The 20,770-nt window shown below is 63.5% G+C and carries 22 protein-coding genes; 5 read left to right on the top strand and 17 right to left on the bottom strand.

What is annotated here, in order from left to right; genetic code table 11:
- The 17 genes from NDO48_RS10405 to tpiA all read right to left on the bottom strand — a co-directional run.
- The coding region (locus tag NDO48_RS10405; RefSeq protein ID WP_267321430.1) for an FAD-binding protein at window positions 1–143 on the bottom strand (143 nt) is incomplete at its 3' end.
- A gap of 15 nt (window positions 144–158) precedes the next feature.
- Window positions 159–740 (bottom strand): GNAT family N-acetyltransferase, encoded by a 582-nt coding sequence (locus NDO48_RS10400; RefSeq protein ID WP_018428070.1) that lies wholly within the window; start codon window positions 738–740, stop codon window positions 159–161.
- A gap of 1 nt (window position 741) precedes the next feature.
- Window positions 742–1,380, bottom strand: a complete 639-nt coding sequence (locus NDO48_RS10395) for an SGNH/GDSL hydrolase family protein (RefSeq protein ID WP_018428071.1) — start codon at window positions 1,378–1,380, stop codon at window positions 742–744.
- A 72-nt stretch (window positions 1,381–1,452) separates the two neighbouring features.
- A complete protein-coding gene (locus NDO48_RS10390) occupies window positions 1,453–2,808 on the bottom strand; it encodes a pyruvate dehydrogenase complex dihydrolipoamide acetyltransferase (RefSeq protein WP_018428072.1) in 1,356 nt (451 codons plus the stop codon).
- A gap of 18 nt (window positions 2,809–2,826) precedes the next feature.
- A complete protein-coding gene (locus NDO48_RS10385) occupies window positions 2,827–4,194 on the bottom strand; it encodes a pyruvate dehydrogenase complex E1 component subunit beta (RefSeq protein WP_018428073.1) in 1,368 nt (455 codons plus the stop codon).
- 14 nt (window positions 4,195–4,208) lie between these two features.
- Window positions 4,209–5,249, bottom strand: a complete 1,041-nt coding sequence (gene pdhA, locus NDO48_RS10380; RefSeq protein ID WP_018428074.1) for a pyruvate dehydrogenase (acetyl-transferring) E1 component subunit alpha — start codon at window positions 5,247–5,249, stop codon at window positions 4,209–4,211.
- A 173-nt stretch (window positions 5,250–5,422) separates the two neighbouring features.
- Window positions 5,423–5,752, bottom strand: coding sequence for an FtsB family cell division protein (locus tag NDO48_RS10375; protein ID WP_018428075.1), 330 nt, complete (start codon window positions 5,750–5,752; stop codon window positions 5,423–5,425).
- 130 nt (window positions 5,753–5,882) lie between these two features.
- Window positions 5,883–7,157, bottom strand: a complete 1,275-nt coding sequence (gene eno, locus NDO48_RS10370) for a phosphopyruvate hydratase (protein ID WP_267321427.1) — start codon at window positions 7,155–7,157, stop codon at window positions 5,883–5,885.
- A gap of 420 nt (window positions 7,158–7,577) precedes the next feature.
- Window positions 7,578–7,943, bottom strand: coding sequence for a PRC-barrel domain-containing protein (locus NDO48_RS10365; RefSeq protein ID WP_267321426.1), 366 nt, complete (start codon window positions 7,941–7,943; stop codon window positions 7,578–7,580).
- A 92-nt stretch (window positions 7,944–8,035) separates the two neighbouring features.
- Window positions 8,036–8,239: a dodecin family protein gene (locus NDO48_RS10360; RefSeq protein WP_018428079.1), complete on the bottom strand. Its 204-nt coding sequence runs from the start codon at window positions 8,237–8,239 to the stop codon at window positions 8,036–8,038.
- Between the two features lie 109 nt (window positions 8,240–8,348).
- Entirely contained in the window at window positions 8,349–9,182 is an 834-nt protein-coding gene (gene kdsA / locus NDO48_RS10355; protein WP_018428080.1) for a 3-deoxy-8-phosphooctulonate synthase, read from the bottom strand.
- A complete protein-coding gene (locus NDO48_RS10350) occupies window positions 9,179–10,042 on the bottom strand; it encodes a VOC family protein (protein WP_018428081.1) in 864 nt (287 codons plus the stop codon). Before NDO48_RS10350 ends, kdsA begins: the two co-directional genes overlap by 4 nt.
- 48 nt (window positions 10,043–10,090) lie before the next feature.
- Window positions 10,091–10,633, bottom strand: a complete 543-nt coding sequence (locus NDO48_RS10345) for a DUF1697 domain-containing protein (RefSeq protein WP_018428082.1) — start codon at window positions 10,631–10,633, stop codon at window positions 10,091–10,093.
- 58 nt (window positions 10,634–10,691) lie between these two features.
- Window positions 10,692–12,329: a CTP synthase gene (locus NDO48_RS10340; protein ID WP_085941092.1), complete on the bottom strand. Its 1,638-nt coding sequence runs from the start codon at window positions 12,327–12,329 to the stop codon at window positions 10,692–10,694.
- 149 nt (window positions 12,330–12,478) lie between these two features.
- A complete protein-coding gene (locus NDO48_RS10335) occupies window positions 12,479–13,573 on the bottom strand; it encodes a L,D-transpeptidase (protein WP_018428084.1) in 1,095 nt (364 codons plus the stop codon).
- Window positions 13,574–13,786: 213 nt separating this feature from the next.
- On the bottom strand, window positions 13,787–14,257 hold the full coding sequence (gene secG, locus NDO48_RS10330) for a preprotein translocase subunit SecG (protein WP_018428085.1): 471 nt from the start codon (window positions 14,255–14,257) through the stop codon (window positions 13,787–13,789).
- Between the two features lie 157 nt (window positions 14,258–14,414).
- Window positions 14,415–15,179, bottom strand: coding sequence for a triose-phosphate isomerase (gene tpiA, locus NDO48_RS10325; RefSeq protein WP_026227216.1), 765 nt, complete (start codon window positions 15,177–15,179; stop codon window positions 14,415–14,417).
- A 145-nt stretch (window positions 15,180–15,324) separates the two neighbouring features.
- Here tpiA and NDO48_RS10320 point away from each other — a divergent pair, with 145 nt between their 5' ends.
- The 5 genes from NDO48_RS10320 to glp are packed head-to-tail and all read left to right on the top strand — an operon-like array spanning window position 15,325 to window position 20,737.
- Window positions 15,325–17,223 (top strand): peptidylprolyl isomerase, encoded by a 1,899-nt coding sequence (locus tag NDO48_RS10320; protein ID WP_018428087.1) that lies wholly within the window; start codon window positions 15,325–15,327, stop codon window positions 17,221–17,223.
- The gene (gene trpD, locus NDO48_RS10315) at window positions 17,220–18,230 is read left to right on the top strand and encodes an anthranilate phosphoribosyltransferase (RefSeq protein WP_018428088.1); all 1,011 of its coding nucleotides are present in this window, start codon (window positions 17,220–17,222) and stop codon (window positions 18,228–18,230) included. The genes NDO48_RS10320 and trpD overlap by 4 nt, the downstream gene beginning before the upstream one ends.
- Window positions 18,231–18,234: 4 nt before the next feature.
- A complete protein-coding gene (trpC, locus tag NDO48_RS10310; RefSeq protein ID WP_018428089.1) occupies window positions 18,235–19,047 on the top strand; it encodes an indole-3-glycerol phosphate synthase TrpC in 813 nt (270 codons plus the stop codon).
- A 1-nt stretch (window position 19,048) separates the two neighbouring features.
- A complete protein-coding gene (gene moaC, locus NDO48_RS10305; protein WP_018428090.1) occupies window positions 19,049–19,531 on the top strand; it encodes a cyclic pyranopterin monophosphate synthase MoaC in 483 nt (160 codons plus the stop codon).
- Window positions 19,532–20,737 (top strand): gephyrin-like molybdotransferase Glp, encoded by a 1,206-nt coding sequence (gene glp, locus NDO48_RS10300; RefSeq protein ID WP_018428091.1) that lies wholly within the window; start codon window positions 19,532–19,534, stop codon window positions 20,735–20,737.
- Window positions 20,738–20,770: the final 33 nt, after the last annotated feature.

Here is a 20,770-nt window from a genome sequence, read left to right as displayed (position 1 = left end):
ATGCAGCCCCAGTTGGAGCAGATGCCGGCAAGGTGCTCGCGTTCGACAACCGCCGTCTTGAGGCCGAGCTGGGCCGCACGGATCGCAGCGATATAGCCGCCCGGACCGGAGCCGATGATGATGACGTCGTAATTCTCAGCCATGAGTGTGCCTCTTGTTCAGGTCGCGCTGCGCGTGAGCAGCACCCAGTCGTGTTGCTTGCTGTTGTCGTCGATCGGTACGGATGCCAGACGCGCCGCTTCCGCAAATCCCCTGGATTTGTAAAGGCCGAGCGCCACTTCATTGGTGCTTTCGGTGATCAGGCTGACCGGGCGGCCTGCGGCACGCGCCAGTTCATGGTCGAGCAGTTTGCGGCCGATGCCGTGTCCACGGTGATGCAGATACACACCGACGCTGTCGATGAACCAGTGGCCGATGACCTGCTGCTGCAGCTTCAAAATCGGTTCGAACACCGGATGCGGCGCCGTCTCATCGGCAAAGGACGGATCGACGAGATGGCCGATCACCACGCCGGCGGTCTCGCCCCCCACCTCGGCGAGGCTCGCGTCCTTCCATCCGGCGCGCTCTTCGTCGCGGCGCAACTGGTTGCGCCCATGTTCAAGCGCGGTCTGTGCGGTGCCATCGAGCACCGCACCATACCAGAGCCACGAGGCGATGCCGTGCGACGACAGGTCGACAAGGATCGCCAGTTCGGCCGCGTCGCGCCTCTCGGCACGGCGTATGGTGACTTGGCCGGCCAAATCAGAGCTCCAGCATCACGCGCACGACCGGAGCAAGTGCCTTGCCGATGGCGCGCGTGTTGCCGGCGTCGAGATGCACGCCGTCGAGCGGCGTTGTCACCGCAACCGAGCCGGCGTCGAAGAAACCGCAACCGATCTCGTCGGCCAGCGCCGCATAGAGCGGCGCAAGCTTGTGCGAGGCCTTGTCGCCGCCGGCAAACATGTCCTTGAATTCGGCATTGTCGGTACGGCTGACGGCAGGCGGCGACACCAGCAGGATTTCAGGCGTAGGGTAGTCCATGCCGTGGTCGTAGCTCCTGACGATGGACACCAGCCGCGCCATGCCCTGCTTGGCGGCGAGCGGATTGCCATGGATCCATGGTTTCATGTCGTTGGCGCCGAGCATTATGACGACGAGATCGATCGGCGTATGCGTGCCAAGGACGGTCGGCAAGGTGCGTGCGCCGTTGCGGTCGGTGGCCGCGAGATGATCATCGAAGGCGGTGGTGCGGCCGTTCAGACCCTCGGCGATGACATGCACGCCCTGCCCGAGTTCCGCCTGCAGCACGCTCGGCCAACGGTCTTCGAGCGCATGGCGGCCTGGGCCCGCGGCATCGTAGCCCCAGGTCAGCGAGTCGCCGTAGCAAAGAACTGACTTCATGAAAGGGTCCCCAATCCTAGCCTTTCGACCAGCAAGGCGAATGCCCTCCTCGCGGACGAGGAGGGCCGATGCTTAGACCAGCATGCCCATCGGGTTTTCGATAAGGCGCCTGAAGGCCGATAGAAGCTCGGCACCCAGCGCGCCATCGACAGCGCGGTGATCGGTCGACAGCGTCACCGACATCACGTTGGCGATCTTGATCTCGCCATTCTTCACCACGGCCCGCTCCTCGCCCGCGCCGACAGCCAGGATGGTGGCATGCGGCGGGTTGATGACGGCGGAGAAGTCCTTGATGCCGAACATGCCGAGGTTGGACACGGCACTGGTGCCGCCCTGATACTCTTCCGGCTTGAGCTTGCGGTTGCGAGCCCGGCTAGCGAGGTCCTTCATCTCGTTGGAGATGACCGACAGCGTCTTGATGTCGGCCTGGCGGATGATCGGGGTGATCAGCCCGCCCGGGATCGACACGGCAACACCGACATCGGCGTGCTTGTGCTTGACCATGGCCTGGTCCGTCCATGACACATTGGCATCCGGGACGGCCTTGAGGGCCAGGGCCATCGCCTTGATGATCATGTCGTTGACCGACAGCTTGTAGGCGGGAACCTCGCCCTTCTCAGTCTTCACGCTCGGTGCTGCGGCGTTGAGTTGGGCGCGCAGTGCCAGCAGCGCATCGATGTTGCAGTCGAGCGTGAGATAGAAATGCGGGATCGTGCTCTTCGCCTCGACGAGGCGGCGGGCGATGGTCTTGCGCATGTTGTCGTGCGGAATGAGCTCGTAGCTGCCTTCTTCGAACAGCTTGAGCACATGGTCGTCAGGCATGCCCTTGGCTCCGGGCGCAGCAGCCGGGGCTGCTGGAGCCTTGGCAGCAGGTGCAGCCTTGGCGCCGCCACCCGAGATCGCGGCCTCGACGTCGGCCTTGACCACGCGGCCATGCGGCCCGGTGCCGGTCACGGCCGAGATGTCGACATTGGCATCCTTGGCGATGCGGCGTGCGAGCGGCGAGGCAAAGCTGCGACCATCGCTGGCCGGTGCAGCAGCACCATTGGCGTGAACCGCGGCAGGCTGTGCTGCCGGGGTCGGCTGCGTCGCGGCCACAGGCGCAACAGGAGCCGCCGCCGCGACCGGCGCTTCGGCCTTGGCAGGCGCAGCAGCGCCGCCCTTGGCGGCAGCGCCGACATCCTCGCCGTCGCCGGCAAGAATGGCGATCAGCGCGTTGACCTTGACGCCCTCGGTGCCGGCCGGAACCAGAAGTTTGGCGACCGTGCCTTCATCGACGGCTTCGACTTCCATCGTTGCCTTGTCGGTTTCGATCTCGGCGATCACGTCGCCGGGCGAAACCTTGTCGCCTTCCTTGACCAGCCACTTCGAAAGGTTGCCCTCTTCCATGGTCGGCGAAAGGGCAGGCATGGTGATATTGATCGGCATGATGACCTCCCGCCCCTGTCAGCGATACGTGACTGCTTTGACCGCCTCGATCACCTCGCCGACGTTCGGCAGAGCGAGCTTTTCGAGATTGGCCGCATAAGGCATCGGCACGTCCTTGCCGGCAATCGTGATGACGGGCGCATCGAGATGGTCGAAGGCGCGCTGCGACACCTGGTTGGCGATGAAGTCGCCGACCGAGGACTGCGGGAAGCCTTCTTCCACCACCACCAGGCGGTTGGTCTTCTTGACCGAGGCGATGATGGTGTCGAGGTCGAGCGGACGGATGGTCCTGAGATCGATGATCTCGGCGTCGATGCCCATGCCGCGCAGCTCCGCCTCGGCCTTGACCGCATAGGTCATGCCGATGCCGAAGGAGACGATGGTGACGTCCTTGCCCGGTTTGTGGATGCGGGCCTTGCCGATCGGCAGGACGAAATCATCCAGCTTCGGCACGTCGAAATGCTGACCGTAGAGAATCTCGTTCTCGAGGAAGATGACCGGGTTCGGATCGCGGATCGCAGCCTTCAGCAGGCCCTTGGCGTCGGCTGCCGTGTAAGGCATGACCACCTTGAGACCGGGGATGTGGCTGTACCAGGCGGCATAGCACTGCGAGTGCTGGGCCGCGACGCGGGCAGCAGCTCCGTTGGGGCCGCGGAACACGATCGGCGCGCCCATCTGGCCGCCCGACATGTACAGCGTCTTCGCCGCCGAGTTGACGATCTGGTCGATCGCCTGCATGGCGAAATTGAAGGTCATGAACTCGACGATCGGCTTGAGCCCGGACATTGCCGCACCGACGCCGACACCGGCAAAGCCGTGCTCGGTAATCGGGGTGTCGACCACGCGACGCGGGCCGAATTCCTGCAGCAGTCCCTGGGTGATTTTGTAGGCGCCCTGATATTCGGCGACTTCCTCGCCCATGACGAAAACGTCGCCGTCGCGGCGCATTTCTTCGGCCATGGCGTCGCGGAGCGCTTCGCGCACCGTCATCGACACCATCTCCGTGCCGGCAGGGATATCGGGATCGGCAGCGACTTCCGTCTTGGGGGCGGCAGCAACCGGGGCGGAGGCAGCCGGGGCAGCGGCAGCAGGAGCCTCGGCCTTGGCCGGAGCAGCAGCCTTGCCGATGTCGGCCGAGCTTTCGCCGTCCTGTAAAAGCACTGCGATCGGCGTGTTGACCTTGACCCCTTCGGTACCGGCGGCGATCAGCAGCTTGCCCATGACGCCTTCGTCAACGGCCTCGACTTCCATCGTCGCCTTGTCGGTCTCGATCTCGGCGATCACGTCACCGGCGGCGACCTTGTCGCCCTCGTTCTTCAACCACTTGGACAGATTGCCCTCTTCCATCGTCGGAGAGAGCGCAGGCATGAGAATTTCGATCGGCATCTTTTCGCCCTCCCTTAGATCACGATGTCGGTCCAGAGCTCGGAAACATCCGGCTCGGGATCGGTCTGGGCGAAATCGGCGGCGTCGGCCACGACATCGCGCACGTCCTTGTCGATGGCCTTGAGGTCGTCCTCGCTTGCCCACTTCTTGGCAAGCACACGCGCCTTGACCTGCTCGATCGGGTCATGCTCGGAGCGCATCTTCTGCACTTCGTCCTTCGAACGATACTTGGCCGGATCGGACATCGAGTGGCCGCGATAGCGGTAGGTCTCCATCTCGAGGATGATCGGGCCGTTGCCCGAACGGCACCATTCGGTTGCCAGGTCGCCGGCGGCCTTGACCGCGCGCACGTCCATACCGTCGACCTTGATACCCGGAATCTTGAAGGAAACACCGCGCTGCGAGAAATCCGTCTCGGCTGAAGCGCGCGTAACGGCGGTACCCATGGCGTAGCGGTTGTTCTCGATGACGTAGATCACCGGCAGCTTCCACAGCGCGGCCATGTTGAAGCTTTCATAGACCTGGCCCTGGTTGGCGGCACCGTCGCCGAAATAGGTCAGGCTGACATTGGGGTTCTCGCGGTAGCGATTGGCGAAGGCAAGGCCCGTGCCGAGCGACACCTGGGCGCCGACGATGCCGTGACCGCCGTAGAAGTGCTTTTCCTTGGAGAACATGTGCATGGAGCCGCCCTTGCCTTTCGACAAGCCGCCCCGACGCCCGGTCAGTTCCGCCATGACGCCGCGCGCCGACAGACCCATGGCAAGCATGTGGCCGTGGTCGCGATAGGCGGTGATCATCTGGTCGCCTTCGATCAGCGACATCTGCAGGCCGGTGACGACCGCTTCCTGACCGATATAGAGGTGACAGAAGCCGCCGATGAAGCCCATGCCGTAGAGCTGGCCGGCCTTTTCCTCGAAGCGGCGGATGAGCAGCATCTCGCGATAGGCGGAGAGCTCCTGCTCCTTGGTGAAGTCGACCGGCTTGGGCGTTACCGGTGTAGACGATCTTGAATCTGATTTCGTTTTGGCAGGCGCTTTTTTGGCGGCGGTGGCCATGCATCACTCCCTAGTGGCGTCTCTTTGCGGACATTGAGGAGATCATGCATTGTCTCTCCTCTCCATGACCAAACGCTAGCATGGGGAGTGACGCTGCGCCATGCGGAAAAATGCATAGCAGGCATGCGGTTAAGCGCCTAAATTTGTTGAATTTCTTGTTGATTAACTGGAATTCAGTTAATCGCACCGCCGAGCGGACGCATGATGGTCAGCTCATCTGCATGGGAGACATTGAGCGCGTTGCGCGCCTGTTCGTCAAGCATGTCCTTCTCGAGCGTGCCGTCATGCAGCATGCGAACGCGCCGCTCGACCTCCAGGCGATGACCGCGAACCGCATCGAGCCGGCCTTGCAGCTCGCCTGCCCGCGCTTCGAGCCTGTACTTGGAATAGATGCCGAATTCGCCGTGATAGGCATGGAAGCCGAAATAGCTGAAGAACATCGCAGCAAGCGCCGGAACGATCAGCCGCCCGGTGTTTCTCTGCTTATGATGGCGTGTCCACATGGCTCGACCCTCTCTCACGCTCTTGTCGCTCCATTGTGCTTAATGGAGGGTTACGCAAGCGCGATCCGGGAAGACGGAGAGACAAAAAAGGCGGGGCAAGCCCCGCCTTTCGACATTGATGAAGCGAGCTTCAGCCGCGCAGGATCGACCTGCCTGCGTAGCGCGCCTGCTTGCCCAGTTCTTCCTCGATGCGGATGAGCTGGTTGTACTTGGCGGTACGGTCCGAACGGGCGAGCGAGCCGGTCTTGATCTGGCCGCAGTTGGTGGCAACCGCCAGGTCGGCGATGGTCGAATCCTCGGTTTCGCCAGAGCGGTGCGACATGACGGCGGTGTAGCTCGCCTTGTGTGCGGTCTCGACGGCGTCGAGCGTCTCGGTCAGCGAGCCGATTTGGTTGACCTTGACCAGGATCGAATTGGCGACGCCCATCTTGATACCGTCGCGCAGGCGGGCCGAATTGGTGACGAACAGGTCGTCGCCGACCAGCTGCACCTTGTCGCCGCAGATGTCGGTCAGGTACTTCCAGCCTTCCCAGTCGTCCTCGGCCATGCCGTCCTCGATCGAGATGATCGGATAGTCGGCAGCCAGCTTGGCAAGGTACTTGGCCTGCGCCTTGGGATCGCGGGTCTTGCGCTCGCCTTCATAGACATAGGCGCCGTCCTTGAAGAACTCAGTGGCCGCGCAGTCGAGCGCCAGTGCCACGTCTTCGCCCGGCTTGAAACCGGCCTTCTCGATCGAGGCCATGACGAAGTCGAGAGCAGCCTGGGCGCTCTTGAGATTCGGCGCGAAACCACCCTCGTCGCCGACATTGGTGTTGTGACCGGCGTCCTTCAGACCCTTCTTCAGGGTGTGGAAGATTTCCGAGCCCCAGCGCACGGCGTCACGCAGCGAAGGCGCGCCGATCGGCATGATCATGAATTCCTGAAAGTCGATCGGATTGTCTGCATGCGCGCCGCCGTTGATGATGTTCATCATCGGCACCGGCAGGACGCGGGCGTTCGGGCCGCCGACATAACGGTAGAGCGGCAGGCCCGACGACTCGGCCGCGGCCTTGGCAACCGCAAGCGACACGCCGAGGATGGCGTTGGCGCCGAGACGGCTTTTGTTGGGCGTGCCATCCAGCTCGATCATGGTCTGGTCGATATGGATCTGGTGCTCGGCTTCCATGCCGCCGATCGCCTCGAACAACTCGCCGTTGACGGCTTCCACGGCGCGCTCGACGCCCTTGCCGAGATAGCGTGGGCCACCGTCACGCAGTTCCATTGCCTCATGGGCGCCGGTCGAAGCGCCTGACGGCACGGCCGCACGGCCCATCGAGCCGTCTTCGAGAACCACGTCCACCTCGACGGTGGGATTGCCACGGCTGTCGAGAATCTCGCGGCCGACGATATCGATGATTGCTGTCATAAGAGGCATCCCCGGGAGCTGATCGCAGAATGGATCGGTTGGATTTCCGCGCCCGTCTTAGCCAAAGCAGACAAAAAGGCAATCGCGTGGGTCGAAATATCACGTTGCGTAAGCCGCGATTCACTTTCAGCAAAGCGCTGTCACGATTTTTCATCTGAACAGGCAGGCAAAACCCGACACTTTCGGGTAAGTTCGCTGCGCGCGGGGCGAAACAGAGGGAGTTTCGCCATGACCGAGTTGAGTGGTATCCTGAGTTTGTTCTTCATCGCAGCCGCATTCCTGACCTCTTGCGACAGCCAACCGCCCACACTGGGCAAGTCGCATGTGAGAATGCTCACGACCGAGAGATAGGTGCGCCGCCTCTGGACAAAGAAAGCCCCGCATTTTGCGGGGCTTTCTTTTTCTCGCTCGAGCCGCCGGTCAATGCCAGTAAGGCTTCACTCGGTAATGCAGGAAAGCGGCATCGCGAGCCGCCCGGCCGTCATCCTGGGTCAGTTCGCTGACCGAATAGGCAGGAGCCGCCTTGAGCTGGTCGACGGAGAACGGCACGACATAGCCGCCCCGTGTCTTGTCGTAACCGAGCGCCGGCCAGGGAACGGCATGGTACTTCTCGCCCATCCCGAGGAAGCCGCCGAACCCGACGACAGCGAACATGATGCCGTTCGACGTCTTGTCGAGTATCACGTCCTCGATCGTGCCGATGGTCTCGCCGGCGGAATTGTAGACGCTGGTGCCGATGACCCGCGATGCGGGAATGGCCTGGGTATGGCCGGTGACAGTCGTCATGGTCCTGCTCCTGTTGTGTTGTGGGATGCAGGGTTAACGATGCCCCGGCCGGCAGGTTCCGATCTTTTTTGGGCGTGCGACAGCTGCAGCTGTCAGTCGGTGAGGATGAAAGTCACCTTCATGTTGACCCGGTAAGCAACGATCTTGCCGTTCTCGACGACCACTTTCTGGTCCTGGATCCAGGCGCCTTCGACATTCTTCAGCGTTTTCGAGGCGCGCGCGATACCATCTTCAATGGCGTCCTTGAAGCTCTTGGTCGACGATGCTGTGATTTCCGTAACGCGGGCAACAGTCATGGAAGTCCTCCTGCTGAAATGCTCAGTCACGGAAGAATCCTACGCCCGGCCGAGGCCGGGCTCAAGCAGGAGTTGCAGGCGGGCGACGCAGCCGCGCGGAGCGCGCCTGCTAGGCCTTGGCGACGCGATCGAAGGCCATCAGTCTTTCGAGCAAGGCCGGCATGTCCTTGAACGGCACCATGTTGGGTCCATCCGACGACGTGGAATTGTCGGGATCCTCGTGCGTTTCGATAAACACGCCAGCGACGCCGACGGCAACGGCCGCACGTGCCAGCGTCTCGACGAAGCGGCGCTCGCCGCCCGAGGTGGCGCCCAGCCCGCCCGGCTGCTGCACCGAATGGGTGGCGTCGAAAATGACAGGCGCGCCCATGTCGGCCATGATCGGCAGCGCGCGCATGTCGGACACCAGCGTGTTGTAGCCGAAGGACGCGCCGCGCTCGGTCACCAGGACGTTCGGATTGCCCGAGCCGGTAACCTTGGCGATGACGTTCTTCATGTCCCAGGGGGCGAGGAACTGGCCCTTCTTGACGTTGACGACCTTGCCGGTCTTGGCGGCAGCAATGAGCATGTCGGTCTGGCGGCTGAGGAAGGCCGGGATCTGCAGCACATCGACCACTTCGGCAACGATAGCGCACTGTTCTTCGGTGTGCACGTCGGTGAGAACGGTAACACCCAGTTCCTTGCGCAGGTCGGCGAAAGCGGGCAGCGCCGCATCGAGGCCGGCACCGCGGGTGCTGGACAGCGAACTGCGGTTGGCCTTGTCGAAGCTCGACTTGTAGACAAAGCCGATACCAAGCTTCTGGGTCAGTTCCTTGAGCTTGCCGGCCATGTCGAAGGCATGCTGGCGCGATTCGAACTGGCACGGGCCGGCGATCAGCGACAGCGGCGCGTCATTGGCAAACAGCGTGTTGCCCACTGAGACGGTGGCGTTCGGCTTGGTCATTTCTGTTCCTCGAATATGAAGGCAGCACCCTGCCCCGGCGCTGGCGGAATCACCAGCCGATGGCCGTCTAGATCGTGTTCGATGCCGCGCTCTGCAAGGAGCATACGCAGGCTTGCCAGATCGTCGACGGCGAAAACGATGGAGCCGAGCTGGATATGGTTGCTCCCCGTCGCCGCGCGAACGATGAAATCTGTGTTCGCCAGCGACACCTTGGTGCCGTCGGCTGCTGGTTCGGATGCGCTGCGCGCGACCGTCGACAGGAAGGCTGCGGCCGAGGCGGAGTTGGCGGCCTTGGCCTCTATGGCAACTACACGGCGCACGCCATTGGCATGGACCTGCAGGGCGCTGCGGTCGACCTTGGGCGCGTTGGCGCGCTCGCAGGCAAAGAAGAAGGCGTCCCCGGTGTTCGCGGGCTCAGCCGTGAAGGCGAGCCGGAACGATGCGACATCGGCGCGTCCGCCGGCATCGACGAAGGGCCGCGAGAAATCGAGGCGTGGGCCGGCCGAGACACCGGCTTCGACAAATTCGCGATGGTCGGCGTCGGCGTCATCGGAGGCGAAGACGACAGCGGAAAAGCCTTCATTGCCATGAGCGACGCGGAACGAACGGTCGCGCGCCACGAAGACGTTGCTGTTGGACACGGCCAGATCGACGGCAGAGGCGTCGCCCACCGCCAGCGGCTCCAGGAAGGTGCCGTCGGCGAGATAGATGCAGCAATTGATCGTACCGAAGGGGTGGACGCCCTCGGGCGCGACCGTGAAACCAAGCGATGACAGGCGTTGGCGCGCAACCGCAAGGCTGGCGGTCGGCAGGACCACGTGGTCGAGGGCACGCGGCCCATTCTGGACGGTTTTGGTCATTGGCCAGCGCTGTGCCTCAATTCAGTGTTTTTCGCAAGGTGAAGCGCCTCAAAGCCCTGAAACCATGTCGCCCAGCCGGCGGACCGTGTTCCAGTTCCGCGACGTGCCGACACCACCTGCCCGCTTCGGCGTCAGCGCGCCAAGCAGCCGCGACGTTCCGGCACTGCGGGAGAAATGCAGCCAGATGTCTCCGTTCACGGCAGCAAGCTTCTCGTCCGGTGCCACGTAGGAGCGCAGCCGGTCGATGATATCTGGCGTCACCGGCTTACGCATCACCCGCACAGCCACCTGGTCTGGTTCGCGTTCCGCGTCCTCAGGGAACGGATTGGCAGCTACAAGTTTCGTCCATGAAGCTGCATCGCGGACGATGATATCGACGTGCTTGCCGAATTTCCGGGCGAAAGACGTTTCGAGATCGCGTTCGAGCTCGGGAATTACCCTGTCCGCTTCGAAGACCAGATTTCCGGTCGCCACCAGCGTGCGCGGATCGGCAAGACCGAGATCGGCAGCCATGTCGCGCAGGTCGGACATGACGACTCGTCGTCCGGGGCCGAGAACGATGCTGTAGAGCAGCGCCACGTAGGTGGTCATGCGTGATGCCACTCAGGAAAGATGCGCGCCGGCGAACTCGCGTCGGCGCGCATGGATATCAGACCAGCCGGCTTTGTTCGACGGCAGCTTCAATGAAGCTTGCAAACAGCGGATGCGGCTCCAGGGGGCGGCTCTTCAACTCCGGATGGTACTGGACGCCGATGAACCAGGGGTGGTCAGGATATTCGACCGTCTCGGGCAGCACGCCGTCTGGCGACATTCCGGCAAAGACCAGACCGCACTCTTCGAGGCGCTCCTTGTAATCGATATTGACCTCATAGCGGTGGCGGTGACGTTCGGAGATGTCGGTATCGCCATAGATCTCGGCGATCTTCGAGCCTTCCGACAGCCGCGCCTCGAACGCGCCGAGGCGCATCGTGCCGCCGAGATCGCCCGAGGCCTTACGCTTCTCGAGCATGTTGCCCTTGAGCCATTCGGTCATCAGGCCGACAACCGGCTCCTTGGTCGAACCGAACTCGGTCGAAGAGGCATTCTCGATGCCGGCCAACGAACGCGCCGCCTCGATGCAGGCCATCTGCATGCCGAAGCAGATACCGAAATACGGCACCTTGCGCTCGCGGGCGAACTTGGCTGCCAGGATCTTGCCTTCCGAGCCGCGCTCGCCGAAGCCGCCGGGCACGAGGATGCCGTGGACTTTCTCCAGGAACGGTGCCGGATCTTCCTTTTCGAAGACCTCGCTCTCGATCCAGTCGAGCTTGACCTTGACGTTGTTGGCGAGGCCGCCATGCGACAGCGCCTCGATCAGCGACTTATAGGCATCCTTGAGGCCGGTGTACTTGCCGACCACGGCGATGGTGACCTCGCCTTCGGGATTGTGGATCAGCTGCGACACGTTCTGCCAGGCGTCGAGACGCGGCTTGGGGGCAGGGTCGATGCCGAAAGCGGCCAGCACTTCCGAATCCAGGCCTTCCTTATGGTAGGCCAGTGGCACGTCGTAGATGTGGCCTACGTCGAGCGCCTGGATGACGGCCGATTCGCGCACATTGCAGAACAGCGACAGCTTGCGGCGCTCTTCCTTGGGAATGTCGCGGTCGGCGCGCACCAGAAGGATGTCCGGAGCAATGCCGATCGAGCGCAGCTCCTTGACCGAGTGCTGGGTCGGCTTGGTCTTGAGCTCGCCAGCGGTCGGGATGTACGGCATCAAGGTCAGATGCACGTAGACCGCGTTGTTGCGCGGCAGGTCGTTGCCGAGCTGGCGAATGGCTTCGAGGAACGGCATCGCCTCGATGTCGCCCACCGTGCCGCCGATCTCGCAGAGCACGAAATCGTACTCATCGTTGCCGTCGAGGATGAAGTTCTTGATCTCGTCGGTGACGTGCGGAATGACCTGCACGGTTGCGCCGAGATAGTCGCCGCGCCGCTCACGCTCGATGATGTTCTTGTAGATGCGGCCGGTGGTGATGTTGTCGCTCTGGTTCGCCGAACGCCCGGTGAAGCGTTCGTAGTGACCGAGATCGAGATCGGTTTCCGCGCCGTCGTCGGTCACGAACACCTCACCATGCTGGTAAGGCGACATCGTTCCCGGGTCGACGTTCAGATACGGATCGAGTTTACGGATGCGCACGCGATATCCGCGTGCTTGCAGAAGAGCCCCTAGGGCTGCTGCGGCTATGCCTTTTCCAAGGGAAGAGACCACGCCGCCGGTGATGAAAACATATCGCGCCATGGGAGTCATCGCTTAACGCGGCCAAATCGATTCCGCCAGAGAAAAATCCGCCGCGTCGGACTTTTCCCTATCTGGCAATACGGTTCTGCGTGCGGGAATGCGCGCAAACAAAAAGGCCGGCGTGACCGCCGGCCCACTATCAGCGTTCGAAGAACGCCTTACATGACGATGACTTCAGAGCCCATCTTCACGCGATTGTAGAGGTCCATGACATGGTCATTGACCATCCGGAAGCAACCGTTCGAAGAATTTGTGCCGATCGTCTGCGGCTGGTTGGTACCATGGATACGGATATGGGTATCCTTCTTGCCCTGGTAAAGGTAGATGGCGCGCGCGCCGAGCGGGTTTTCCGGTCCGCCGTTCATGCCGTCCTTGTACTGGCCGTACTTCTTGGGCTCGCGCTCCTGCATTTCCTTGGTCGGAATCCAGCGCGGCCATTCCTGCTTGTCGCCGATGGTCGCCTTGCCCTTGAACTCCAGCCCTTCGCGGCCGACCGCGATGGCATAGCGGCGGGCCGTCGAGGACGACTCGATCAGGTAGAGGTAACGCGAGCCGGTGTCGACAACGATCTGGCCACGTTCATAGCCGGGGAACGAAACTTCCTGCGGCTCGAAATCGGACTTTACCTTGAACTGCTTCTTGGCCTGCTTGGCCTGCAGCACAGCGTCCAGCGCCCGGGTCTGCGGCAGCATGGCCTGCTGCTGAGGTGCGCTGCCGAAGATACCGCCGAACAGGCCGGCCTGCTTGGGCTTGCCCGGAGCCTCGCTGCGCAGTTCACCGCTGTTGCCCGTGGAAGCCACCTCCATCGCGTCGGGAGCGAGCGGCTCGATAGGCTTCATCACCTCGAGAGGCTGCAGGTTGCGCTTGGCGGGAGCGGCCGAAGCGACCTGTTCGTTCGCCTTCTCGGCCTTCTTCAGACGAGCCAGTTCACGGGCCTGCTCGGCCTTCTGCTTGGCGGCTTCGCGCATGGCCATCTTCTTGGCCTCGAGCATCTTCAGGCGGGCCGTCTCGTTGTCGGCCTTGATCTTGGATTCCAGCTCCTTGATTCGGGCCAGATCGTCGTCGGTCGGCTTCTTCTTTTTCTTGAGCTGCTTCAGTTCTGAGACATCGCTCTTTGCGGCGACGGCAATCACGTCACTTGCAACCCCAGGCTGCGGCGCCTCGACCCTGCCGGCGGGAGTGGCGGCAAGGGCGGCGGTGGAGCTCAGAAGGGAGGCGCAAAGACCGGCGAGTAGGATGCGGCGGAGCTGCATGGCGAAAGATCCCGAACGTTCAAGGCAAATAATGCAACGACAACGTGCGGTGCCCCCGAGGCCCCCGTCCACTTGCCGCGCCCCTGCTATAAGCGATTAGCCGGAGCCGCCTCAAGAGAGGCAACTCCGGCTAAGTGATCGCGAATTCGTGATACAGGCTGATTTGCCGCGACTGTGTTCAAACAACAACAGGTTGCGGCAGGCAGGCTCGATTTAGTTGGGAACCTGCGGCGTGGCAGGAGCCGTGCCCGAAGCAGGCTGCTCGGCCGAACCCGAGGCCGCCGGAGCGGTAGCCGGCGCTGCAGGCTGTTCGGTCGCGGGTGCTGCAGGCGCCGTCGTGCCCGAAGCAGGTGCCGCTGGGGCCGGGGCCGTCGAACCGCCGAGCTGATTGAGGATGCCCTGGCCGTTGCCCGACGGCGCTCCCTGCGTCGCCGGAGCGCGGTCGAGAATGTCGATCGGCTTCTCGCCGTAGCGGGCGATGATCGACAGCGTCAGCGACGTGACGAAGAAGACGGTTGCCAGGATTGCCGTGGCGCGGGTCAGCGCATTGGCGGCGCCGCGCGCAGTCATGAAGCCGGAACCGCCGCCGATGCCGAGACCACCGCCTTCGGAACGCTGCAGAAGCACCACGCCGACGAGGGCGAGCACGACCATCAGATGGATGACGATGATGACGGTTTCCATTGCGCTTCCTGGGATCTTTCCTGACGGGGACTGGCCGGCACGCTAACGCGCCCGGCATTCCGGAGGCGGCTCAATACAATGCTTTGACAGCATTTCCAAGCCCGCCGCCCGAATATGGGGCGACACGCTGCCTTTGCAACGGTCACCCTGGGTTAAATCAGAGCTTGCGATAGGCTTCCGCGATACCGAGGAAGTCGGCAGCCTTGAGGCTGGCGCCACCGACGAGCGCGCCGTCGACATTGGCGATGTTGAGAAGCTCGACGGCGTTCGACGGCTTCACCGAGCCGCCATAGAGGATGCGCATCTTGGCAGCCACCTCGCCGAGCTTGTCGGTCAGGCGTGTACGGATATGCGCATGCGCTTCGGCCACGTCGGCGGCGGTCGGGGTAAGGCCAGTGCCGATGGCCCAGACTGGTTCGTAGGCGATGATCGCATTGGATGGGGTAGCGGTGCCGGGCACCGAACCTTCGATCTGGCGCGACAGCACCTTCAGGGTTTCCCCCGTCTCGCGTTCGGCAAGCGTCTCGCCGATGCAGATGACGGCGACCAACCCTGCCCGCCATGCGGCTTCCGCCTTGGCGCGGACGACATCATCGGTTTCACCATGGTCGGTGCGGCGTTCGGAGTGGCCGACAATGACGTGGCTCGCGCCTGCATCCTTCAGCATCTCGGCCGAGATATCGCCGGTGTGGGCGCCGTTTTCCCTGGCGTGGCAATCCTGGCCGCCCGCCTTGACCGGCGTGCGATGGAGGATTTCCGAGGCGCGCGACAACAGCGTCGACGGCAGGCAGAGCAAAGCTTCGGTGTCGGCGTCGAGGCCGCTCATGAAACCGCCCGCAATGCTCCGCAATTCATTGAGCGATGCGCTCGTGCCGTTCATTTTCCAGTTGCCGGCAACGAGTGGGCGAATTCCTGGAGTCATGTGCTCTTCCCTCGACATCTAACTACGCTCGGGCACCCTCACTACCAAAATCAGGCCACAAAGCAATCGACACTGGCGTCGAAGGACGCTATTGCGCTTCGTTCATGCAGGCGCATGCGAGAATGCGCGAATACGGGATCTGAATATGCTCGAAACGATGCGAAGTGCCGCTGGAACCTGGGTCGCGAAGCTGCTGCTTCTGCTGCTTGTGGTGAGCTTCGCCATCTGGGGCATTTCCGGACGCATGCTACACGAATTCGGCGGCGACAAGGTCATCACCGCTGGCGGCACCTCTGTGTCCGCAGTCGAATATCGCCTCGCCTACGACCGCCAGCTCAATGTCATGTCGCAGCAGTTCGGCCAGCGCCTGACTGCCGAACAGGCCAAGGCGCTCGGCATCGAGAACCAGGTCGTGGCGCAGCTCGTTGCAGGTGCGGTGCTCGATGAGCAGGCGCGCAAGCTCGGCCTCGGCCTGTCCAAGGACCGCCTGGCACAGCTGACCTGGGACGATCCGACCTTCAAGGGTCCCGATGGCCAGTTCGACCGCCGTGCATTCGAATACATCCTGCGCCAGATCGGCATGCGCCCCGAGGACTATCTTAAGAACCGCGGCCAGGTCGCCGTGCGCCAGCAGATCGTCGAGGCCGTTTCCGACGGCATGAAGGCGCCCGACACCTTCCTGCGAGCAGTAGCCCTTTATCGCGGCGAAGACCGCACCGTCGATTACCTCACCCTGCCGAAGTCGCTGGTCGAGCCAATCGCCCCTCCGGCTGCCGACGCGCTCAAGACCTGGTTTGAGGAAAACAAGAAGAACTACGCGGCACCCGAGTTCCGCAAGCTGAGCTATGTCAAGCTTGAGCCCGAGGACATCATGGACCTCGGCTCGGTGACCGACGAGCAGGTTCGCCAGGACTACGACAAGAACAAGTCGCACTTCACCACGCCAGAGACGCGCAAGATCGACCAACTGGTCTTCGCCAGCGCCGATGCGGCCAAGGCAGCGTCGGACGCGATCAAGGGCGGCACGGCATTCGACAAGATGGTCGCCGACCAGGGCAAGACCGCAGCAGACGTCGCGCTCGGCACCGTCACCAAGGACGTTATCGCCGACAAGGCGGTTGCTGAAGCCGCTTTCGCGCTGCAGGCCAACCAGGTCAGCGACGTCATTCAGGGCGCCTTCGGACCGGTGCTGGTCCGCGTCAGTGAAGTGACACCCGAGACAACCAAGCCTCTGGATGAGGTCAAGGACCAGATCCGCAAGGACCTGGCCCTGGCGGAAGCCAATCGCATCCTGCTCGACGTGCACGATTCCTACGAAGACGCGCGCGCTGGAGGCGATTCCATGCAGTCGGCTGCCGACAAGCTGAAGCTCAAGGTCAACACCATCGAAGCGATCGACCGCGCCGGTCAGCGCCCTGACGGCACCGTCGTCAGCACCCTGCCGGACTCACGCAACCTGATCCAGGCCGTCTTCGAGGCGGAAGCCGGCATCGACAACCAGCCGCTCAACATCGGCACCAACGGCTTCGTGTTCTTCGAGGTCAACGGCATCACGCCTGCCCGTGATCGTACGCTCGACGAGGTCCACGACAAGGTTGTGGCCGACTGGACTGCCGCCGAGACGACAAAGCGCCTCAAGGACAAGGCCGACGAGCTGGCAAAGCGCCTCAAGGACGGTACCGACCTCGCCACCATCGCCTCCGAGCTCAATCTCGAGAAGCAGACCAAGCGCGGCTTGAAGCGCGAGGCCGATGACGCCGACTTCGGTCGCGAAGGTGCTGCCGCCATGTTCGAGATGGGCCAGGGCGGCACCGGCGTCGTGCCCTCGCCGACCGGCGACGGCCAGATCCTGTTCAAGATCGTCGAGGTGTTTGAGCCGGCCGGCGCCGATGCCAGCACGGTTCCGGCAGACGCGCAGAAGTCCTTCGCCACCGGCATGTCGGACGACCTGCTCGATCAGTTGGTGCAGCAACTGCAGGCCGAATACGGTGCAACCGTCAACCAGCAGGCCCTGGCCCGGGCAAGCACGGCACCGGCAAGATGAGCGCGCTGAAGCCCCATATCGCCAAGGTCGCAGCGGGAACGCCGCTCACCTTCGAGGAAGCACGCGATGCTTTCGACATCATCATGTCGGGCGAAGCGACGCCCGGCCAGATAGGCGGCTTCCTGATGGCGCTGCGCGTGCGCGGCGAAACCGTCAGCGAGATTTCGGGCGCCGTCGCCACGATGCGCGACAAGATGCTGCGCGTCGACGCACCTGCGGATGCCATCGACATCGTCGGCACCGGTGGTGACGGCTCGCACAGCGTCAACATCTCGACCGCATCGGCCTTCGTCATCGCCGGCGCGGGCGTGCCTGTGGCCAAACACGGCAATCGCGGCCTGTCGTCGCTGACAGGCGCTGCCGACGTGCTGACGGCGCTGGGCGTCAACATCGAGCTTACGCCCGAGGCCATCGGCCGATGCATCCACGAAGCAGGCGTCGGCTTCATGTTCGCGCCCGCGCATCATCCGGCAATGAAGCATGTCGGTGCGACACGCGTCGAACTCGGCACGCGCACCATCTTCAACCTGCTCGGCCCGCTCTCCAATCCGGCCGGCGTCGACCGCCAGCTCGTCGGCGTGTTCTCGCCCGAATGGATTGTTCCGGTCGCCGAGACGCTGAAGGAACTTGGCGCCGTCTCGACCTGGGTCGTTCATGGCGACGGCTATGACGAGATCACCACGACGGGCGAAACGCATGTCGCGGCCTTGGCCGACGGCAAGATCTCGACCTTCACGCTGACGCCCGAACAGGTCGGCCTCGCCAGGCACACGCGCGAAGAGCTGCGTGGCGGTGATTCCTCCTACAATGCGGCGGCATTGCGTGGCGTGATAGAGGGTGCCAAGGGTGCCTATCGCGACACGGTTCTGATGAATGCCGGCGCCGGCCTGGTTGTCGCCGGTAAGGTCGCAACCATTGGCGAAGGCATCAAGCTTGCCGCCGATGCGATCGACAGTGGCCGCGCCCGCGCCGTGCTCGACCGGCTGGTCGGCATCTCGAACGGATAGCACCATGGCCGACATCCTCCGCCGCATCGAAGCCTACAAGCGCGACGAGATCGCAGCTGCCAAGGCCCGCCTGCCGCTCGGCGAACTGCAGGCGCAGGCACGCGATGCCGACACGCCGCGCGGCTTCCTCAAGGCGCTGGAAGCCAAGCGCCGCGAGGGCCGTTTCGGGCTGATCGCCGAGATCAAGAAGGCGAGCCCGTCCAAGGGCTTGATCCGCGCCGATTTCGATCCGCCGTCGCTGGCTCAAGCCTATGCCGGGGGCGGCGCCGCCTGCCTTTCTGTCCTGACCGACACGCCGTCGTTCCAGGGCGCCCCGGAATTCCTCACCGCGGCGCGCAAGGCCTGCGCCCTGCCCGCGCTGCGCAAGGACTTCATGTTCGAGCCCTACCAGGTCTACGAAGCCCGTGCCTGGGGCGCGGACGCCATCCTGATAATCATGGCGAGCCTGAGCGACGACGATGCCAGCCGCCTCGAGGACACCGCCTTCGAGCTCGGCATGGATGCCCTGATCGAGGTGCATGACGAGGAAGAGACCGAGCGTGCGCTGAAGCTTGAATCGCGGCTCCTCGGCGTCAACAACCGTAACCTCAGGACCTTCGAGGTGAGCCTCACCACGTCGGAGCGGCTGGCGCCGATGGTGCCGGCGGATCGCGTTCTGGTCGGCGAAAGCGGCATCTTCACCCATGACGATTGTCTGCGGCTGGAGAAGTCGGGCATCGGCAGCTTCCTCGTCGGCGAAAGCCTGATGCGTCAGTCCGACGTGGCGGCAGCGACCCGCTTGCTGCTCGAAGGCGCGCAGCAAGCGGCCGGAGCCTGACATGGCAGCGGCGCTCACCCATATCGGTGCCGCGGGCGAAGCCAACATGGTCGATGTCGGCGACAAGGCCGAAACGACCCGCACGGCGATCGCCGAAGGCATGATCGCCATGCGGCCCGAGACGCTTGATCTAATCCTCTCCGGCAACGCCAAGAAGGGCGACGTGCTGGGCACAGCGCGCATTGCCGGCATCATGGCGGCCAAGCGCACGCATGAGCTGATCCCGCTCTGCCATCCGATCCTGCTGACCAAGGTGACGGTTGAGATCGAGCCGGACGAGACCCTGCCCGGCCTGCGCGTGACCGCACTTGCGCGCGTCACCGGCAAGACCGGCGTCGAGATGGAGGCGCTGACGGCTGCCTCAGTTGCCTGCCTGACCATCTACGACATGGCCAAGGCGGCCGACCGCGGCATGGTGATTTCAGGCATCCGGCTGATCGAAAAGACCGGCGGCAAGTCGGGCGACTTCAAGGCGACAGAATAGATGGCACTGCTGCCGGTCACCGAGGCTCTCGAACGCCTGCTTGAAGGTGCCGCACCCACCGGCACGGATCGGGTTACCCTGCACGAGGCAGCCGACCGCGTTCTGGCGGCACCGCTGTACGCCTTGCGCACCCAGCCGCCTTTCGACGCCTCCGCCATGGACGGCTATGCTGTCAGGGCAGCAGACATCGCCACGCTTCCGGCGAAACTTTCAGTCATCGGCCAGGCCCCGGCGGGACGACAATTCACCGGGACCGTCAGTACGGGACAGGCAGTGCGCATCTTCACCGGAGCGCCGGTTCCCGCGGGGGCGGACACCGTGGTGATCCAGGAAAACGCGCGTGATCTCGGCAATGGTGCGGTCGAAGTGCTGGAACCGACAGATCCCGGCCGCAACATTCGCCTCAGCGGCCTCGATTTCAGCGAAGGCGACCTCATCCTCGACGCCGGCCGCCTGCTCGATCCGGCAGCCCTCTCGCTGATCGCCTCCGCCAATCACCCCGACGTCCAGGTGGTGCGCGCACCACTGGTCGCGATCATCGCCACCGGCGACGAGCTTCTGCTGCCGGGTAGCACGCCCGGCCCCGACCAGATCATCTCGTCCAACGCCTATGGCGTCGCTGCAATTGCCCGCTCGATCGGCGCTCGTGTGCTCGACCTCGGCATAGCCGCCGACAGCACGGACGCCATCTCGGGGTTGGTCCAGAAAGCACTCGACGCCAAGGCCGATGTCATCGTCACACTGGGCGGTGCGTCCGTCGGCGACCACGACCTAGTGCATCGCGTGTTAACCGGCCTCGGCATGGATCTTTCGTTCTGGAAGATCGCCATGCGCCCCGGCAAACCGCTGATGTTTGGTCGCCTCGGCGCGACGCGCTGCGTCGGCCTGCCCGGCAATCCGGTCGCGAGCCTCATCTGCTCGCACATCTTCCTGAAGCCGCTGCTGGCAAAATTGGGCGGACGCTCTCACGTCGCCGACATCAGGGACGGTGTGCTCGATACGCCGATGCCGGCCAACGATCTGCGTCAGGATTTTGTCCGCGCTGTCGCACGCCAGACCCTTGATGGGCTCGTCGTCACGCCGTTTACGGTGCAGGATTCGTCCATGCTCCGGACGCTGGCCGACGCCAATTGCGCTGTTATCCGCGGCCCCTTTGCGGAACCGGCCGAATCCGGCAGTGCCTGCCGCGTGCTGATGCTGCGCTGAACAATCCCGCCGATAACCTTCACGAAATTTAAA

The organism is Aminobacter sp. MET-1 (genome assembly GCF_026521175.1).
In the GTDB taxonomy this organism is placed as follows: Bacteria; Pseudomonadota; Alphaproteobacteria; order Rhizobiales; family Rhizobiaceae; genus Aminobacter.
The sequence above is the reverse complement of the archived record's forward strand: the minus strand, read 5'-3'. Positions and strand labels throughout refer to the sequence as shown.

Excerpts from the sequence above, each read along its gene's own strand:
- NDO48_RS10395 (WP_018428071.1), bottom strand. The coding sequence starts at position 1,380 with ATGAAGTCAGTTCTTTGCTACGGCGACTCGCTGACCTGGGGCTACGAT.
- NDO48_RS10390 (WP_018428072.1), bottom strand. The coding sequence starts at position 2,808 with ATGCCGATCAATATCACCATGCCTGCCCTTTCGCCGACCATGGAAGAG.
- NDO48_RS10385 (WP_018428073.1), bottom strand. The coding sequence starts at position 4,194 with ATGCCGATCGAAATTCTCATGCCTGCGCTCTCTCCGACGATGGAAGAG.
- pdhA (WP_018428074.1), bottom strand. The coding sequence starts at position 5,249 with ATGGCCACCGCCGCCAAAAAAGCGCCTGCCAAAACGAAATCAGATTCA.
- NDO48_RS10375 (WP_018428075.1), bottom strand. The coding sequence starts at position 5,752 with ATGTGGACACGCCATCATAAGCAGAGAAACACCGGGCGGCTGATCGTT.
- eno (WP_267321427.1), bottom strand. The coding sequence starts at position 7,157 with ATGACAGCAATCATCGATATCGTCGGCCGCGAGATTCTCGACAGCCGT.
- NDO48_RS10365 (WP_267321426.1), bottom strand. The coding sequence starts at position 7,943 with ATGACGACTGTCACCGGCCATACCCAGGCCATTCCCGCATCGCGGGTC.
- NDO48_RS10360 (WP_018428079.1), bottom strand. The coding sequence starts at position 8,239 with ATGACTGTTGCCCGCGTTACGGAAATCACAGCATCGTCGACCAAGAGC.
- kdsA (WP_018428080.1), bottom strand. The coding sequence starts at position 9,182 with ATGACCAAGCCGAACGCCACCGTCTCAGTGGGCAACACGCTGTTTGCC.
- NDO48_RS10350 (WP_018428081.1), bottom strand. The coding sequence starts at position 10,042 with ATGACCAAAACCGTCCAGAATGGGCCGCGTGCCCTCGACCACGTGGTC.
- NDO48_RS10345 (WP_018428082.1), bottom strand. The coding sequence starts at position 10,633 with ATGACCACCTACGTGGCGCTGCTCTACAGCATCGTTCTCGGCCCCGGA.
- NDO48_RS10340 (WP_085941092.1), bottom strand. The coding sequence starts at position 12,329 with ATGACTCCCATGGCGCGATATGTTTTCATCACCGGCGGCGTGGTCTCT.
- NDO48_RS10335 (WP_018428084.1), bottom strand. The coding sequence starts at position 13,573 with ATGCAGCTCCGCCGCATCCTACTCGCCGGTCTTTGCGCCTCCCTTCTG.
- secG (WP_018428085.1), bottom strand. The coding sequence starts at position 14,257 with ATGGAAACCGTCATCATCGTCATCCATCTGATGGTCGTGCTCGCCCTC.
- tpiA (WP_026227216.1), bottom strand. The coding sequence starts at position 15,179 with ATGACTCCAGGAATTCGCCCACTCGTTGCCGGCAACTGGAAAATGAAC.
- NDO48_RS10320 (WP_018428087.1), top strand. The coding sequence starts at position 15,325 with ATGCTCGAAACGATGCGAAGTGCCGCTGGAACCTGGGTCGCGAAGCTG.
- trpD (WP_018428088.1), top strand. The coding sequence starts at position 17,220 with ATGAGCGCGCTGAAGCCCCATATCGCCAAGGTCGCAGCGGGAACGCCG.
- trpC (WP_018428089.1), top strand. The coding sequence starts at position 18,235 with ATGGCCGACATCCTCCGCCGCATCGAAGCCTACAAGCGCGACGAGATC.
- moaC (WP_018428090.1), top strand. The coding sequence starts at position 19,049 with ATGGCAGCGGCGCTCACCCATATCGGTGCCGCGGGCGAAGCCAACATG.
- glp (WP_018428091.1), top strand. The coding sequence starts at position 19,532 with ATGGCACTGCTGCCGGTCACCGAGGCTCTCGAACGCCTGCTTGAAGGT.